This is a genomic window from Candidatus Lernaella stagnicola, assembly GCA_030765525.1.
Taxonomy (GTDB): Bacteria; Lernaellota; Lernaellaia; order Lernaellales; family Lernaellaceae; genus Lernaella; species Lernaella stagnicola.
Window position 1 is genome coordinate 165,737 of sequence record JAVCCK010000042.1, and the last position, 16,131, is coordinate 181,867.

The 16,131-nt window shown below is 60.1% G+C and carries 14 protein-coding genes; 10 read left to right on the forward strand and 4 right to left on the reverse strand.

Going from position 1 to position 16,131, the window contains the following annotated elements; all coding sequences use genetic code 11:
- The first annotated feature begins 74 nt into the window (after nt 1–74).
- Entirely contained in the window at nt 75–1,640 is a 1,566-nt protein-coding gene (locus tag P9L99_20310; protein MDP8225715.1) for a hypothetical protein, read from the forward strand.
- A gap of 104 nt (nt 1,641–1,744) precedes the next feature.
- Nucleotides 1,745–4,648: a pentapeptide repeat-containing protein gene (locus P9L99_20315; GenBank protein MDP8225716.1), complete on the forward strand. Its 2,904-nt coding sequence runs from the start codon at nt 1,745–1,747 to the stop codon at nt 4,646–4,648.
- Nucleotides 4,649–4,651: 3 nt separating this feature from the next.
- Here P9L99_20315 and P9L99_20320 read toward each other — a convergent pair whose 3' ends face one another.
- Nucleotides 4,652–6,412: a hypothetical protein gene (locus P9L99_20320; GenBank protein MDP8225717.1), complete on the reverse strand. Its 1,761-nt coding sequence runs from the start codon at nt 6,410–6,412 to the stop codon at nt 4,652–4,654.
- Nucleotides 6,409–7,893, reverse strand: coding sequence for a HEAT repeat domain-containing protein (locus P9L99_20325; protein ID MDP8225718.1), 1,485 nt, complete (start codon nt 7,891–7,893; stop codon nt 6,409–6,411). The genes P9L99_20320 and P9L99_20325 overlap by 4 nt, the downstream gene beginning before the upstream one ends.
- Nucleotides 7,894–8,029: 136 nt before the next feature.
- Here P9L99_20325 and P9L99_20330 point away from each other — a divergent pair, with 136 nt between their 5' ends.
- From P9L99_20330 to P9L99_20340, 3 genes are read left to right on the forward strand one after another with little or no spacing between them, the layout of a single operon-like run.
- Complete coding sequence (locus P9L99_20330) at nt 8,030–8,833, forward strand: hypothetical protein (protein ID MDP8225719.1); 804 nt, start codon at nt 8,030–8,032, stop codon at nt 8,831–8,833.
- Nucleotides 8,834–8,835: 2 nt separating this feature from the next.
- Nucleotides 8,836–9,666 carry a 16S rRNA (cytidine(1402)-2'-O)-methyltransferase gene (rsmI, locus tag P9L99_20335; protein ID MDP8225720.1) on the forward strand — a complete coding sequence of 277 codons (831 nt, stop codon included), beginning with the start codon at nt 8,836–8,838 and terminating at the stop codon, nt 9,664–9,666.
- The gene (locus P9L99_20340; protein ID MDP8225721.1) at nt 9,663–9,842 is read left to right on the forward strand and encodes a hypothetical protein; all 180 of its coding nucleotides are present in this window, start codon (nt 9,663–9,665) and stop codon (nt 9,840–9,842) included. Before rsmI ends, P9L99_20340 begins: the two co-directional genes overlap by 4 nt.
- Nucleotides 9,843–9,893: 51 nt before the next feature.
- On the opposite strand, the gene P9L99_20345 is transcribed toward P9L99_20340, so the two are convergent.
- Complete coding sequence (locus P9L99_20345) at nt 9,894–10,043, reverse strand: hypothetical protein (GenBank protein ID MDP8225722.1); 150 nt, start codon at nt 10,041–10,043, stop codon at nt 9,894–9,896.
- Between the two features lie 188 nt (nt 10,044–10,231).
- On the opposite strand from P9L99_20345, the gene xseB reads away from it, so the two are divergent.
- From xseB to P9L99_20370, 5 genes are all read left to right on the forward strand, one after another.
- Nucleotides 10,232–10,498 (forward strand): exodeoxyribonuclease VII small subunit, encoded by a 267-nt coding sequence (xseB, locus tag P9L99_20350; GenBank protein ID MDP8225723.1) that lies wholly within the window; start codon nt 10,232–10,234, stop codon nt 10,496–10,498.
- Nucleotides 10,499–10,502: 4 nt separating this feature from the next.
- On the forward strand, nt 10,503–12,380 hold the full coding sequence (gene dxs, locus P9L99_20355) for a 1-deoxy-D-xylulose-5-phosphate synthase (protein ID MDP8225724.1): 1,878 nt from the start codon (nt 10,503–10,505) through the stop codon (nt 12,378–12,380).
- Between the two features lie 2 nt (nt 12,381–12,382).
- A complete protein-coding gene (locus tag P9L99_20360; protein MDP8225725.1) occupies nt 12,383–13,132 on the forward strand; it encodes a TlyA family RNA methyltransferase in 750 nt (249 codons plus the stop codon).
- A 64-nt stretch (nt 13,133–13,196) separates the two neighbouring features.
- Nucleotides 13,197–14,240, forward strand: a complete 1,044-nt coding sequence (locus P9L99_20365) for a hypothetical protein (protein MDP8225726.1) — start codon at nt 13,197–13,199, stop codon at nt 14,238–14,240.
- Nucleotides 14,241–14,399: 159 nt separating this feature from the next.
- On the forward strand, nt 14,400–15,425 hold the full coding sequence (locus P9L99_20370) for an HD domain-containing protein (GenBank protein ID MDP8225727.1): 1,026 nt from the start codon (nt 14,400–14,402) through the stop codon (nt 15,423–15,425).
- Between the two features lie 37 nt (nt 15,426–15,462).
- Here the strand turns inward: P9L99_20370 and P9L99_20375 are convergent, their stop codons facing one another.
- On the reverse strand, nt 15,463–16,122 hold the full coding sequence (locus P9L99_20375; protein ID MDP8225728.1) for a type II CAAX endopeptidase family protein: 660 nt from the start codon (nt 16,120–16,122) through the stop codon (nt 15,463–15,465).
- Nucleotides 16,123–16,131: the final 9 nt, after the last annotated feature.

Consider the following 16,131-nt stretch of genomic DNA (forward strand, 5'->3'; position numbering starts at 1 on the left):
ACCGCTCGGGGCGAACTTGACAGTCCCGGGACGGGACCCGAAAATCGAAATGCGGGATCGGCGCTGGAGGCTGAATGTGTATTGAGCGAAAGTGGTACGTCATCCTCGCGGTTTTCGTGGCGCTCATCTTTGCCCTTGGCGCCTGCGACCGCGGTGGTGATGGTCCTCCTAAGAATGATAAGCCGGATAACTCCACAGGGTTTACCGGCTCGCTATATTTTTCGGGAAAATGGGACGGCGAGGCCGGAACGTTTTCCTTGGACCTGGAGAAATTGCAGGCCGTAAAGCTCTCGAACACCGTCGGCAGTTTTCTGCAAACGACCGGCTTTGAATCTCAACTGTTACTCGTCGATGATGCCCAGAACGTACAAATTATCGATACCGCTGAGAAATCTGCCCGCGTGGTCGGCACCGCGCCTCAGGCGTTCGCCGCCCCTAACGGGCGCAAATATTTCTACCACGACCCTGGAACCGGCGAACTCTACGAGGCCCACGTCGGCGCGGTCGGCGCCCGTCTGATCGCGCCCGACGGCCGTTACGGAGCCTACTCGCCGGATATGCGACAAATCGCCTATCTCAACGCGGCCGGACTCGTGATTACCAACGCCGCGAACACCGAACCGGTTTTTGCCAACTTGCTGGGCTTTCTCAAGCAGGGCGAGATTTACGCCCTGCCGGTTTCGGGCGATTTTTTCCCGCGCTGGACCGCCGACGGCCAGTTTGTCGCGGTCTCGATGCAAATTTCCAATCCGTCGACTGGTTATTTGGGCGGCATCGGCTTCGTAGTGGACGCCGAGGGAAGCGTCGTCACGTTCCTGGCCAACAATCCGACCGAAATGAGATGGTCGCCCGACAACCAGATCCTTTACTACACGTCCAATAATTCGCTTTACGCATGGAATCTGGCGGAGGAAACCAACATTCTGATTTCCGGCGGCGCCAACACCACGAATTACGGACAACAGGTTAACGAGGACGGTCAATACATCGCATTTGTTCGTCGGTTTATCGGCGGCGAAGCCGGTTTGTTCGTACTCGACGCGTCCGCCGACCGCACTCTGGAAGCGGTCGCTCGCGCCGAAGGCGGCGTCGCGGCGCTCGACTGGCCGCGTGGCTCGTTCTGCGCCCCCGACACCAACCAAGCGCCCGCCATCTCCCGCGTTGAAATCTTCGTGGGCGGCGAGCCGACAGACGATCCACTGATTGGCCCCGATACCGTCGCGTCGGTGAAAATCACACCCCTGGACGCTGAATGCAATCTCGGCAACGGCGTGATTCTTTACGATGTGGGAGAGGGTTGGCGTCCCTTCACCCTCTACCTTGGCGGTAACACCGGCTGCGACGGAAATGCTTTGGAATTTGACTTGCCAAAGCCGGCGACAGCGGGTCATACGCCGTTGAAAGTTGTAGTCGAAGACGTGTGCGGCGCTCGATCCGGCGAAGTCTCGATCCCCTTCCGCTACCTCCTGCCCGCGGAACCTGTCGACGACGACGACACCGGGGACGACGATACGACGACCGATGACGACACGACGACCGACGACGACACGACGACCGACGACGACACGACGACCGACGACGATACGACGACCGACGACGACACGGCCGCGGACGACGACGACACGACCCCCGGTCAATAGAGCAGCCAGGCTGTCGCGCGTCGAAATACGCATTAACTTGTGAACGCGAGCGCCGCGGTTTCGAAACCTGCGACCCCGACTAGAACGAAGCGTGGGAGCGACAGATGGCCGAAGAGCAAAGCGGCGAGAACCTCAAAAACGCGAAATTAAGCAAAGCGGATCTTACCGATCGCGATTTGCGCGGCGCCGATCTGACCCGCGCTAATTTGAGCAGTGCCCAACTCACCGGCATGGACTTGACCGGCGCCGTGCTCGTCAAAGCTAACTTGCAGGACGCCGATCTGAATGGCGCCACGCTGCGGGATGTCAACGCCACCGGTGCCAAAGTGCGCGGTGTGTGGGAAAAAGTCGTCCTGAAAAACGTGAACCTTTCCGATGCTACCTCGCCCAAATGGTCCTTGGTGGATTGTGAACTCGACGGCGTATCGCTGCAGGGCGCGAGCGTGCGGCGCTTGTCGCTAACCCGCTGCCGCGTGACGAATTGCCGCTTCGTAAAAGCCTCGTTTCCGGACGTGGTGTTCGTGAATTGCCAGTTCATCGATTGCGATTTCTCGGGCGGCGACCTGTCATGCCCCGATATCAAGAACACCGAGTTCCACAATTGCCGTTTCGAAGGCGCCGACTTGTCCGGACCGGTGATCGAACGATGCGGATTTCCCGGCTGCAATCTCACCAAGACCGATTTTATCGCCGGTGAATTCAAGGACGTCAACCTCGCCGACGCGCAGGTGGAAAAGGCGAATTTCCGGTACGCTCGCGGACTGCCCGACGAATTCGTTGCCGAACTGCGCGAACGCGGCGCTCGGGTCAGCCGAAAGCTAATGCGCAAGGCTGTGGCGGCGGTCTTCTCCTCCAAGATCGGGCGTATCGCTGTCGTGGCGCTGGTACTGCTCGTAGTTTTTTTGGTTCACGCGCACCGGCGAACGCCGGACAACTGGGACAACTCCAAGCTTTTCGAAGCCGCGAAACATCAGCGGGAATCCGGCGATCGCCACGAGGCGTTGAAGTACTACGACATTCTTCTCGACCGCCATCCGGACGACGAAATGGTGCAACTGACGGCCTTTATGCAAAAGGCGCAGACCTACGTCGAGTTGGAGCAATACGAAGACGCCATCAAGATCTATCAGTCGCTGCTGGAATCCGAGACCGTCGAGTCCATGGTGAAACTCTCGATTCGTTTCGAATTACTGCAGGCGCTCCAACTCAAGGGCGAAACAGAAGAAGTGATGCAACAACTGCTGGAATTAGCGCCCCTGCCGCAGTTTTCGCAAAACCTGTTCGAGATCCTCGGGCGATTAGTCGGCTCGGGCAGCGACAAAAAGTACTTTGAATGGCTGGTCGTCAACCTCGAAGAACTCGAAAAGCGCGTGCCCAAAACCGCGCGCGCCAGATTGTTGCTGACTCGCGGCGTCGTACTCACGAATCTGAATAGAACCGATGAGGCGCTCGACACAATGCGGCGAATCATCAAGCTGGACGGGGCGCCGGAGCCCGTCGTGCTGCGAGCCTACATGCAATTGGCGCGGCTGCAGCAGCAACTCGGCGATATAAAAACGTCTCGCCAGACCTATTCCGAAATGCGCCGACGCTTTCCCGACGCCAAAAGCGAAATCATCTTTTCCCGCCTCAACGAAGCGGTTGTGGCTCAGGGACAGGGACGATTCGAAGAAGCGGAAAAAATCTTCCTCGAGGTTCTCCAGAACTCAATGGAAGATCTGCCGCGCAATACCGCCCGCCTTGGACTAGCCTCCGCGTACATCAGCCGGCGGCGATTCGACGAAGCCGAAAAGCTCGTCGAGGACGTGCGCGCCACAACCGGCGGCTGGGATAACCAGCACATCGACTCCCTGCGCCTGTTGGCCACGCTCCGCTCCGAGCGGGGGGACATCGACGGCGCCGAAAAACTGTTGCGCGAAGCCATTGAAGAAGCGCCGAACAACCGAGTCGTCAACCGCTTACGCCGCGAACTGGTCCACGTGTACCGCCGCGGCGGCCGCTATAACGAAGCCATCGACCTGATGAAGACCGTGATCGACTCCGACAACGTCGACACCGCGCAACAGATCATGGATCTGAATCAGTACGCGGACATGCTCTCCGCCATCAAGGATTACGGCCGCGCCGTCGACGTGTACGAGCGGGTTGTCACATTGGCCGGGGACGACGCCGCAACCGGAATGATCGAACGCTACGTCGACTCCATGGTACAGGCCGGCATGATCGGCTACGCCAACAAATACCTGCAAGGCATCATCGACAAAAACCCGGCCGCGAGCACCTTCGGCGTTTGGGCGAAGCTGGAATTGGTCAGTCTCGAGCAAAAAGAAGGCCGGCCGCAAGTCGCTAACCGGTATCTGCGCGACGTGCTCAAGCTCGATTTCTCGTCGTTCGATACTCCGGCCAATTTCATGAAAGCAACCTGGGCCAAAGACCCCGAAAGCCAAAAACTGGCCGTGGAGCTCTTGCGGAAAATAGCCGCCGCGCAAAGCGCCGATTCTTTCGCCGGCGGCAACGCGCGCCTCGTGCTGGCCAACAAAACTATCGACACGCGGGAGGATCAGCCCGAAGGATGGGCCGATCTCGTCCAGACATTGGCCAACGAAGTCGCCGCCAATAACAAAGACGCCAACCTCGTCGTACAAGCCTATGAACTGCTCACTCGTCTCGCGCAGCATTCCGGCGATACGCAAAAAGCAATTGACGACTTCGCGCAAATCATCAAACGAACTGACGACAATCGCCTGCGATCGATAGCCCGCTTCGATCAAGCACGGTTGTATTACAACAAAGGCGAAAAGAAAAAGGGGCTGACGCTGATGGAAGAAGCCCGGGCGGAATGCGCCGACCCCAACGATTGCTGCACCATCGCGTTCCAACTCGGTCAGAAACTTGTCGACAACGACCGCCGCAAAGAAGCGCAAGAAATCTTCGTTTACATTCGCGACGCCCTGCCCAATTGCTGGTCGCGTGACGAAGCAATGGTCATGCTGGATGCCATGAAATAAAAGTTATTCCTTCTGCGGTCGAAATTGCAGCATCGCCAAATGACCCGACACGAAACCCGGTAGGTCGTCTTTTTCGCCCTCCGGCGCAAGTGCCGCAACGTCGATGGCCGAGGCGAGGCCGCAACTCCAGTGATCCGCCCGCCCCGTCCAGATATTGCCCACGCACGCGCCCAACGTCAGCCACGGGCGAGCCGCTGCCGGGGAACCGCGCAGCACCTCGTTGCGTTGCGGAAGATGCAGGTACGCATCGCCCACGTACAACCCCGTGCCGACGCCGATGAGGCAATAGGGCACCAACGCGTCGGATTGCGCGGCGCATTTGTCCAACGCCACCGGCAAACTCGTCGGGTGGTCCAGCCCGTATTTGATTCCCGCCCCGTGAATGAAAGACCGCAACGCTTGGCCGTCCAGCCGGCGCTGGATTTTCGTCAACTGCGCGTGATCCGCGCCCCACTTGCTGCCGATCTCCATGTAGATCACGCCCATGTCGTAAGCCGGGCGCCGCAGCCGCTCGTGTTGCGGTCGGTTTGGTGTCAGTAAGCCGCCGATAGCGACCACGCCCATGATCGCCAGCACGGCCGCTACCGTCGCCGCCGGCCACCGCAATCGCGTGCGCCAGGCATGCCCGACCGCCAGCCCGGCCGACAGCAACAACATGGGATACAACGCAAAAATGTGGCAATAAGGCTCCGCATCCAGCGTCCCCCATTGCCGTGCGAACAAGTCGTAATCGCTCACGCTGTACACGAGACTGTAGAGAAGCACGAACCCGACCGGCGCCAGCGACCATAAGGCCGCGTCCGACACCGCGCGGGGCTTGGTCGGCCATAACGCCCGCCAGCCGTCGCGCCACCGACGCCGCAACAACACGACCAACGTGACCGTCAACGCCAATAGCAGCACGTAGTATAGATAGGAAAGCGCTTTCGTCCCGGCGAGTGTCCCGGCGTGAAAGCTCAGGCCCGCCGGGATGTCGTCGATTAGCAGCATGCCAAAGCGCTTGACCGCCGCCACGATTCGCGAGCCGGCGTCGGGCGATTTATTCACGGCGTCGGCAAACCGGCCCAGGCCCCACCAGTTGTGGGTGATGTTGTAAATGATCCACGGCGAAAAACCGACCACGCCGCCCACCGCGGCGGCCGCTACGTGGCGCAAACCGCTCGTGCGACTCACCCACCACCACAATGCCAGCAAGGCTACCGTCACCAGAAACCCGTAGTGAATCCACACTCCCAGGCCGAGAACGGCGCCGAAAAGAAAGTACTGCCAAAGGCGCGGCCGTTTTGCCGCGAACAAGTACGAAGCGGCTACCAACATGCCCAGGCTGAGGGTCGCGTTTTCCGCGTAATTACCCCAGGGCAGCAAACCCACTTGGGCCACGTAGGCCGGCGGCAGCACGAAAAGCACGCCAGTCGCCACCGCCGCGGGTGTGCCGCCGTGCCGCGCCGCGAACCACGCGGCGAAAATCGCCATGAACAGCGAGGTCGTCAGTGCCAGCAGTTTGAGCGCGAAGTAGGTTTTGCCGAACAACGCGAAAAAGGGGACGGTCAACAAGCCGAACAACAGCGTGCCGCCTTCGTAGTCGCCCGGCTGATATTCCAGCAACGGCAGCTTCGGGCCGTCCATGATCAGCGCCGCGATCGACCCCGTTTTGTACTCTTCTTCGTCGTAAACGTATTCGCTGTAGTACAGCAAAAGCAGGCGGCCGAAGACGACCAGGGCCACCAGCAAACACAGCAGCGTGATTCGGGCGCGACGGCTCACAATGCGGATCCCGGCCGGCTATGGGGGTCGATCTCGAAGTCCTTGCCGCGGTTGGCGCCGAAAGAGCATCCCACGACACGCCCGTAGTCGGAGCCGGTGATAAACGCGACGCCCCGCCCGTTGCCCGTGACACGGCTGTTCAACACCGTGCAGTAATCGCTGTCGAACAGGAACAATACTCCGTCTTTACCGTTGCCCGCCGCGACCGCATCGACCACCAGGGTACGCGGACTCGAACGCACGCTGATCCCCTGGTAGCTGCAGTGTTCCGCCCCGCCGCCGCGTACCACACCCAGCGGTGAATAGTAGAAGAACATCCCGTGACGGTCGCAGTACCGCGCGCGGCAGTTGACGAATGAGACGTACATACCGCCCGCCGCTTCCAAACCCGTGTCGGGGGCGAATTGCGCGTCGATTCCCTCGACGACCACGTGGCTCGCTCCGTCCACGTGCAGCGCATCTTCGGCGAAGGCGACTTCAATAAATCCTCGCCGCGGCCGCGACCCGATGTTGATGTGCAGAAAACTGGTCCCCGCGTCGTAGCGGCAGGTGCCGGGGCCCATTTCGTCCTTACCGGTCACCAGCGACAGGATCTTCGTCGAGCCGCCGGGCAGGACGTGAAAAGCCCCCTTCGGTTCGAACGCGACGCGTAGCTTGTCCTCTTCGTCAAAGGCGTCGAGCGGACGGCGCACCGTCGGAGCGATCACCGGCTTGGGTTTGCCGGGCCACGCGACAATCCGCGTCGGCTGATTCCACAGCCCTGAGAGCGCGGCCGGCACGACCACGGCTTCGCGAACGTAATCGCGCGGCACGCCGGCCAGGCGCAACTCGCCGCCGGGTTTGAGTAGTTCCAAACCTTTCTTGACCGTCTTGACCGGCTCCCGCGCCGTTCCCGCGGCGGTGTCCTCGCCCCGCAAAGGATCAACGTGGACTACTTGGTCCGGCCCATCGACCGGGGCGGCCGCGACGCTGCGCCCGTGCCAGTCTACCTCCGGCGCTTGCCCCCGCTGCTCCAACACCCGCCACGCCGCCAGAGCCACTTGCTCGTCGTCGTTGGCAATCAACTCCGCCAGCGTGTCGGCGGCCTTGGGGTCGCGGCTTTCGGCCAACGCCTCGACCACGGCGAGTCGCACTTCACGCCAGGGGAATCCGCTCGCGTTGATCAGCGCGTTTAAGGATTCATCGCCACCCAACCGACCCAGCGACCAGGCGCACGCGGCCCGCACTTGCGGATCGGGATCGCCGTGCAGATGCTTGGCCAAATCACCCACGGCCGCCGCCTGCTCGTTCATACCCAGGCGCAAAGCCGCGAGGCGGCGATCGACATCGCGATCGTCGTCCGGGTAGTTCAGCGTCGTGAGCCATCTAACGCCGTCAGGCGACAAGACCGCAGGGGTGCCTTCGGCCTTGTTGTTCGTGGACGAACAAGCCGCGATAAATAGACAAAGAGTCGCGATTACCGGCAAGTAGAAGTGTCGCATGGCGTTAGGATACCACCGCCGGGGCAAAAGCCAAATCCTACCGGGCGCTTCGTTTGAAAATCGACTCCCTGCTTGACGACCCCGAACCGGCCCATTACGCTCAGTTGCTGGGTAAGGGAAGCAAAGGAGAAAAACAATGAGAACGAAATGGTTTCTTATTTTAACGATTTTGCTGGCCGCGTTCGCGATGATCATCGCGTGCGGCGGTGGCGATGACGATGATGACGACGACGACACCCCCGGCGTCGTGTCCGTGTCGGCCGTGAATCAATCCGCCTGCCTTGATGACGCCGAAAGCAAGGCGATTTGGGACCCGTATGCGGACCCGATCGATGTCGTGCAGGTTGCGTGGGACGACGGCGTATTGAAGGTGGAAGATCTCTTCGCCTACGTGAATTGCTGCGCCGAAATGGCCGTGACTGCGGATGCCGCCGGCTCTCAGGTAACGATCACCGAAGTCGAGGGTGGCGAGCCGTGCGACTGCATGTGCCCGATCGATTTGACGTACGAAATCGACGGCCTCACCGGTGGTTCGATCACGTTGACCGTACAGCGAAGCTCTTTCGACACGAAGGTCACGTACTCGGTGTTCCAATTGGATCTCGAATTGGGCGCGACGAACAAGAAGTGGGTCGTGCCGTTGGTGGATTTGTTCACCAACGTGGAAGGCAACGCCCCCTTCCAGGTGCGCTACGCCGCGTGCGAAATGTACAACCTGCCCGATCAGCAATTCATGGTCCGCTCGTACGGCGATTCCTACCATGTCTTCTCCTATGATTGGTACGACATCGACAACCCGGGCACGCCCGACCCGAATTGCCAGATTCCCGTGACGATCGATATCGACACGCTGGATGCGGGCGACTATCACTTCGGCGCGCCGTTGTACGATCGCAACACGGAAGAATGGGATCAGCTCAATTTCGACGTGACGATCTGAACATGGCCGCACCCGGCAAGCTGCTGCTGGTTGCCACCCCTATCGGCAACTGGGACGACACCAGCGCCCGGGCGCTTGCCGCCTTGCGCGAATGCGATCTCGTTGTGGCCGAAGACACCCGTAAAGCCGGCGTGTTCCTCAGCCATTTTCAAATCGACAAACCCAAGCTCTCTTTTTTCGAGGGCAATATCCCCCAACGACTACCGCACATTCTCGAACGGCTGCGCGATGGCCAAACCATCGCCCTGGTCACCGACGCCGGCACGCCGCTGATTTCGGACCCCGGCTACGAATTGGTGTATCGCTGCCTCGAAGAAGAAATCCACGTCGTCGCCCTGCCCGGCCCCTGCGCGGCGATCATCGCGTTGCAGCTCTCCGGCCTGCCGCCCGACCGTTTCATCTTCGACGGCTTCCTGCCGCGCAAAGGTTCGGCGCGGCGTCGCCGGCTGGAATCCTACCTGCGCATGGACGGCACACTCATTTTGTACGAAGCGGCCAAGCGCACCGTCGGCACCCTGCAAGACCTCCACGACGTGCTCGGCGACGTCCAAGCCGCCGTGCTGCGCGAGATGACGAAAATACACGAGGAAGCCTTGCGCGGCCCTTTAAGTTACCTCATCGACGAACTTGCCGAGCGTAAACTACTGGGTGAAGTGACCATCGTCGCGCGCTTACCCAAGGCGCAAGTCGGTGAAATGGCCGACGCGGTGGAACACGGCCGAAAGCTGATGCGCGAAATGGGCATCAAAACCAAGGACGCCGCCACCGCCGTCGCGTTGATCACCGGCGTCGATAAAAAAACTCTCTATAAACTGCTGGCGGAGCCATCATGAAAAACGAACAGGAAATCATCGCCAAATTGAAAGAGAAATCCGTGGACGGAAATATTGTTTGCGCCGTGGCATTGGCCTTGGCCGACGAACTGGGTGTCTCACCGCGGGTGATCGGCGATCTGGCCACGCGGGGGAAAATCCGCATTCGAGCCTGTCAACTCGGATGCTTTAAATGAAAAAGCCGTCCCGCCGCAAGGCGGAGCGGACTTTTCACAAACGCCGCAGCGCTACTTGCTTTCGGCGGTCTTCTTTTCTTCGGCTTTGTGAATCGGAAACACCGGCGTGGTTCCACGGCGAATGATGCGCTTGCGCGCCGTGCCGCTGGCCCGCACCTTGCGAATCCGTTTCATCTTGGTCTTTTTGCTGTTCGAAGCCATGATCGTCTCCTTACCTTTACCCACCCGTTTGCCGGTAGGCCGCGTTTTATACTTCATCCCCGGGCACCTGTCAAACGGCAAAGGCCCCGTTTTACTTCCCAAATCGCCTGCCGCCGCGCCCGTGCGGGAAGATTGACCATCTCCCGGCACGGTGTCAATATACCCTTTTGCGGGCCAAGGAGATTATCATGCCCAAAAAGGGAACCAAAGAAGAGTCCACCTTCGAGACGCAATTGCGGCGCCTCGAGGACTTGGTGGGCAAGCTCGAAAGTGGCGACCTGCCCCTGGAGGCCGCAGTGGAGGTTTTCGAAGAAGGCATGAAACTCTCATCCTCTTTGACGAAAACCCTCGACAGCGCCGAAAAACGCGTTGAGGTCCTGCTGGAAAAAGCCGACGGCACCGTCGCCGTGCAGGACCTGAGTCACGAGGACGACGACGAAAACGACGAGGAGTAGCCGCGTGAGCCGCCACCTGGACCACATCGAATCGCCGACCGATCTGAAAAAAATGCCCCTGGACGACTTACCCGTCCTGGCCGACGAGATTCGCGAAGAAATCATCAACACCATCAGCCAAACCGGCGGCCACCTGGCGTCGAACCTGGGATCGGTCGAACTCACCATCGCGCTGCACTATGTCTTCGACAGCCCTTCCGACCGCTTCGTGTGGGACGTGGGGCACCAGGTCTACACCCACAAGCTGTTGACCGGCCGGCGCGATCGCTTCGGAACCCTGCGTCAAATTGACGGCCTCTCGGGCTTCCCCAACCCGGCCGAAAGCGAGCACGACATTTTCATTGTCGGGCACAGCGGCACATCAATCAGTTCGGGTATCGGCCTGGTGGAAGGAAACCACCTACAGGGGGAAGACGACCGCCGGGTTATCGTCGTCATCGGCGACGGCTCACTGACCGCCGGGCTGGCCTATGAGGGGCTCAACACCGCCGGGCGTATGGACAAAAACCTCATCATCGTGCTCAACGACAACAAAATGAGCATCAGTGAAAACGTTGGCGCGCTGTCCGGATACCTGTCGCGCAAGTTCGCCGGACAAACCGCCAACGCCGTTCGCCAGCGGCTCAAGCGATTCATGCGCAACGTGCCCACGGTGGGCGAGGACGTGTACCGAACCGCCAAGCGCATGCAGGACGCCGTCAAAGCGTTTTTGGCCCCGGGCTTCTTGTTCGAATCCCTCGGCTTCCGCTACCTCGGCCCCATCGACGGGCACAACATCGACCACCTGATCGAGGCGTTTCGCGGCGTGATGCGCTTTCCGGGACCGACGCTGGTTCACGTTTCGACGATCAAAGGCAAGGGTTTCATCGCCGCGGAAGACCTCCCGGATCGTTTCCACGGTGTCGGCAAGTTCGACGTCGCCACGGGCGAATCGCAAAAAAAAGCCGCCGGGCCGCCCGCTTACACACAGGTGTTTTCCGACGCCATCGTCGAACTCGGTGAACGGGATCGACGGATCGTGGTCATCACCGCCGCCATGCCCAGCGGCACCGGCTTGGAAACCTTTGCCGACCGCTTTCCCGAACGCAGCTACGACGTCGGCATTTCCGAACAACACGGCATCACCTTCGCCGCCGGCCTCGCTAAAACCGGCCTGCGACCGATCGCCGCCATCTACAGCACCTTTTTGCAGCGGAGTTACGACCAGATCATCCACGATGTCGCGCTGCAGAACCTGCCGGTCGTTTTCGCAATCGACCGCGGCGGCCTCGTGGGCGACGACGGCCCGACTCACCACGGCGTGTTCGACCTGACCTACCTGAGGCACATCCCCGGCTTGGTCGTGATGGCGCCCTCCGATGAGCGGGAACTCGTGCACATGCTGCATTCCGCCTTCACCTACGACCGACCGACCGCCGTGCGCTACCCGCGCGGCTCGGGCACCGGCGTCGCCCTACCCGAACAACCCGAGACTTTGCCCCTGGGCAAAGGGCGCCTGCTGCGCGAAGGCAGCGACGCGGTCATCGTCGCCATCGGAAACCGGGTCGCGACGGCCTTGGCTGCCGCCGATACGCTCGCCGGCGAGGGACGGAGCGTGGCGGTAATCGACGCCCGTTTCGTCAAGCCTCTTGACGCGGAGTTGATCGGCCGTTGGGCCGAGAAAACCGGATGCGTCATAACCGCCGAGGAAAATACCGGCCTGGGCGGCTTCGGCAGCGCGGTTCTCGAAATGCTTTCCGAGCGCGGCATCTTCGGCATCAAGACCCGCGTGGTCGCGCTGCCCGACCGCTTCATCGAACACGGTTCCCAAGAGGAACTGCGCCGGCGGGTCGGCATCGACGACATCGGCATCGCCGACGCCGTGCGCGATCTGCTGACATAGATATGGCCGGGAAAAAACCCCGCCTCGATCATCTCGTGTTCGAACGCGGCTTGGCCGAATCCCGAGAAAAAGCCAAAGCGCTGATCATGGCGGGCAAGGTGTTGGTCAACGACCGCCCGGCCGAGAAGCCCGGAACGCCGACCAATCCGACCGCCGATATCCGCCTGCGCGGCACGTTGCCCTATGTCAGCCGCGGCGGCGAAAAGCTCGTCGGCGCTCTGGATGCCCTAGGCGTGGACCCCACGGGCGGTGATTGGCTGGATGTCGGACAATCCACCGGCGGGTTCACCGACGTTTTGCTGCAACGTGGCGCCGCGCATGTCACGGGCATCGACGTCGGCTACGGCCAACTCGCCAACAAACTGCGGCAAGACCCCCGCGTGAGTTGCATGGAACGAACCAACGCCCGCACATTGCCGCCCGATTTTTTCCAGGGGCGACGCTTCGACGGCGCGGTGATCGACGTAAGTTTCATTTCGCTGCGCTCGGTGCTGCCGGCGGTGGCACCGCACCTACGAATCGGCGCATCGACCCTGGCGATGGTCAAGCCGCAATTCGAGGCCGGTCGCGAGCGACTGGGCAAAGGCGGCGTGGTACGCGATCCGGAAGTAATCGCCGAATGCGTTGCCCAGATCGCGGCCTTCGGTGGCGAACTTGGTCTGGCGGCGCGCGGCGAGGCACCCGCACCCATTCAAGGGCCGAAAGGTAATCAAGAAGTCTTCGTCCTGTTTGAGAAAATAAGCGATGCCTGAGTTTCCTTGACACCTCTCGTTCATCCGCTAACTTGATGGCAGCGACACACCAAAGGGAGTCCGCGTGACCGATCGCAAGCCACGAGCGCTGTCCATGTTTTCCGGCGGCCTCGATTCAATCCTGGCCACGAAGCTGATGATGGAACTCGGCGTGGACGTGCTCGCGCTTCACTTCACGGCACCTTTCATCAACCCGCTGCGAACCGATGATCGACCGACAAAATCCGAAACCTGGGCCGCCCGACTGGGCGTGTCCATGCGCATTATCGATGTGTGGCCCGAGTATTTCGAACTTCTAAAGAAACCTAGATACGGCTTCGGCAAGAACCTCAACCCCTGCATCGACTGCAAAATCCTCTTCTTACGCAAAGCCCGCGAAATCATGGAAAAAGAAGGCTACGACTTCGTGTTCACCGGCGAGGTCAAGGGCCAGCGGCCCATGAGTCAAAATAAGCAAAGTTTGGACAATATCGCTGCCGTTTCGGGGTTGAACGACCGCCTGCTGCGGCCTCTATCCGCTCAGGTTCTGCCGCCCAGCTTCCCCGAGCGGACGGGCTTGATCGATCGTGAGCAGTTACTGGCGTTTACCGGCCGCGGACGAAAAAACCAGGTGGCCCTGGCGGCGAAATTGGGAATTGACGACCCGCCCGGCACTGGCGGCGGCTGCTTGCTCACCGACCGCCGCTATTCCCTACGTTTGATGCATCTTATGGAAATCAAAGAGGAAATATCTCACGAAGACCTGCATTTACTACACGTAGGACGGCACTTGCAGCTTTCCCGTAACGGTAAGGTGATCGTAAGCCGCGACGAACAGGAAAACGGATTATTGGAACGTTGGGCGGATTTTGGTGACGTCCTCCTGTGGCCGGAGGATTGGCTGGGGCCCGTTGCCTTGGTGGTTTCACCGCAGGGCGTCGACGACGCCGACTTGGCTTTGGTTGCCGCGATGATGAATCGTTGGGGCAAGCCAACCGGCGACGGCTTGGTAACCGCTCGCCGCCGAGGCGATTCGGAGGCTTTTTCTCTACGTCCCGGGCACTTGGTACCCGACCTGGCCATGGATGAGTTGCACATCCATAAAACAAAATCTCTCAAAAATCACTGATATTGGGCGTAGCAACCTTGAAAAGAGCCTAATATATCGTTTTTTAGCTTTTTTTCTTCGCGCAACAGGGTCCGGTTTTCGATAACGATTCCTTTTCCGACTCAACTTGTGTGTCGAACGTGCCGATGATTAGACGTGACAGGAGAAGAGTCTTCTATGATGGCAGGCAACGCGAAAATCCTAATGTTCGAGCCCGAGCCCTTGGTTCGTGAAGCGATGACCGACATACTCGGTTCGGCTGGATACACGATTCTGGAGGCCTCGACGAGCACGGAAGCACGGCGTTGGCTGCACGACGAAGAAATCGACCTGATCATTTGCGACGTGGGCCAGAACGGCAGCACCGGCATGGACGTGGTTAATTACATTCTCAAAGGCCGTTTCGGTATCGACGTGATCGTCATGACCTCCTACACCGATATTGAGAATGTTCGCCGGATCGTCGATACCGGTGTGTACGACATCATTCCGAAACCGGTACACGTGTACAACCTGCTGCTATCGGTGCAACGCGCCTTGGAGACCCGTCGGCTTTCCCACCGCAACCGCGAGTTACAGTCGAGCATGGAAAAGAAGATTAAAGAGAAGATGCTTTCCATGCGTATTCACAGTCAGGAAAAACAACAACTTCTCATCTCCATCATCCGTTCGCTGGTCAGCGCTTTGGAAGCCAAAGACAAGTACACCGAGGGTCACAGCCGCCGCGTCGCCGACAACGCCGTACAAATGGCTGAAACGATCGGTTTCAGCACCGGTGAAGCCGAGGAAATCCATCTCGCCGGATTGTTCCACGACATCGGCAAAATTGGGATTAGCGAGGTGGTCCTTAATAAAAAGGGGCGATTGACCGACGAGGAATACGACGAAATTAAACGGCACCCGCAAATCAGCCAGAAGATCGTCGAACAGGTCCCGCAATTCAAGCGAATCGCCCGCATCGTGCGCGCCCACCACGAGTTTTACGACGGTCAAGGTTATCCCGACGGCGCCCGTCGCGATGAAATTCCGGTCGGGGCGCGCATTATGGCCATCTGCGACGCCCACGATGCGATGACCTCCACCCGCCCCTATCGTGAGGCGCTGCCCAATGATCGCGCCTTGAGCATCATCCGCCGCAACGCCGGCACCCAGTTCGATCCCGAACTGGTACACGTCTTCCTGAAGATGAAAAATTACGTAAACTAGCCGCCGTTTTTCTCCACCACCCGCGTGACAATTGCTTTTATAGTTTCCCGGCGATGACAAAAACCGCGACGTTGGCCAACCCGTGCAACACAATGGCCGCGGTCACCGAACCGGTGCGCACCCGCAGGTAGGCAAACAACAAGGCAGGAAAGAAAACCGTCAGCCGCAGTGGCTGCCATTGCGGCAGGGCATGGGCGAGGGCGAAAAGCGCCGAACTGAGCAGCACCGCCGGGCCGTAAGCGCCGACCCATGCGCGCTGCTTGCCCGGCCACACGCGGTGCAACAGCGTCAAGAGGTAACCGCGGAAAAACACTTCTTCAGGCAAGGCCACCGCGGCCAGTTGGTGCAGCAACTGCCAGGCGACTTGCGCGTCGATGCGCCATGCCATCTCGTGGCCGACGATCGCGCCCCAGAACAGCCAATACCCGAAGGCGAAAGGCGGTAACACGAGCACGGCCATGCACGTGCCGATTTTCACGTCGCTCCACCACCGGGCGCCGGTCAGGCCGTACGCGTGAAAATCCCGCTTGCGGTAATGAATCACCAGCACAGGCAGCCAAAGCATAACCAGCGCCGCGATGATTCCGGAACCCGTTGACCAAACGCCGGGCAACAGATGGTTACCCGCCGCCAGCGCCATGATCAGCGCGGTGGCGGCCAGTGCCTCGGTGAGGGCAAAACGGCGAACTGAGTCCACGAGTGGTTT

What these genes read in the sequence shown, in the direction of transcription:
- P9L99_20360 (MDP8225725.1), top strand. Translation starts at nt 12,383, where the DNA reads ATGGCCGGGAAAAAACCCCGCCTCGATCATCTCGTGTTCGAACGCGGC.
- rsmI (MDP8225720.1), top strand. Translation starts at nt 8,836, where the DNA reads ATGGCCGCACCCGGCAAGCTGCTGCTGGTTGCCACCCCTATCGGCAAC.
- P9L99_20315 (MDP8225716.1), top strand. Translation starts at nt 1,745, where the DNA reads ATGGCCGAAGAGCAAAGCGGCGAGAACCTCAAAAACGCGAAATTAAGC.
- P9L99_20310 (MDP8225715.1), top strand. Translation starts at nt 75, where the DNA reads ATGTGTATTGAGCGAAAGTGGTACGTCATCCTCGCGGTTTTCGTGGCG.
- P9L99_20370 (MDP8225727.1), top strand. Translation starts at nt 14,400, where the DNA reads ATGGCAGGCAACGCGAAAATCCTAATGTTCGAGCCCGAGCCCTTGGTT.
- P9L99_20330 (MDP8225719.1), top strand. Translation starts at nt 8,030, where the DNA reads ATGAGAACGAAATGGTTTCTTATTTTAACGATTTTGCTGGCCGCGTTC.
- P9L99_20340 (MDP8225721.1), top strand. Translation starts at nt 9,663, where the DNA reads ATGAAAAACGAACAGGAAATCATCGCCAAATTGAAAGAGAAATCCGTG.
- P9L99_20345 (MDP8225722.1), bottom strand. Translation starts at nt 10,043, where the DNA reads ATGGCTTCGAACAGCAAAAAGACCAAGATGAAACGGATTCGCAAGGTG.
- P9L99_20325 (MDP8225718.1), bottom strand. Translation starts at nt 7,893, where the DNA reads ATGCGACACTTCTACTTGCCGGTAATCGCGACTCTTTGTCTATTTATC.
- xseB (MDP8225723.1), top strand. Translation starts at nt 10,232, where the DNA reads ATGCCCAAAAAGGGAACCAAAGAAGAGTCCACCTTCGAGACGCAATTG.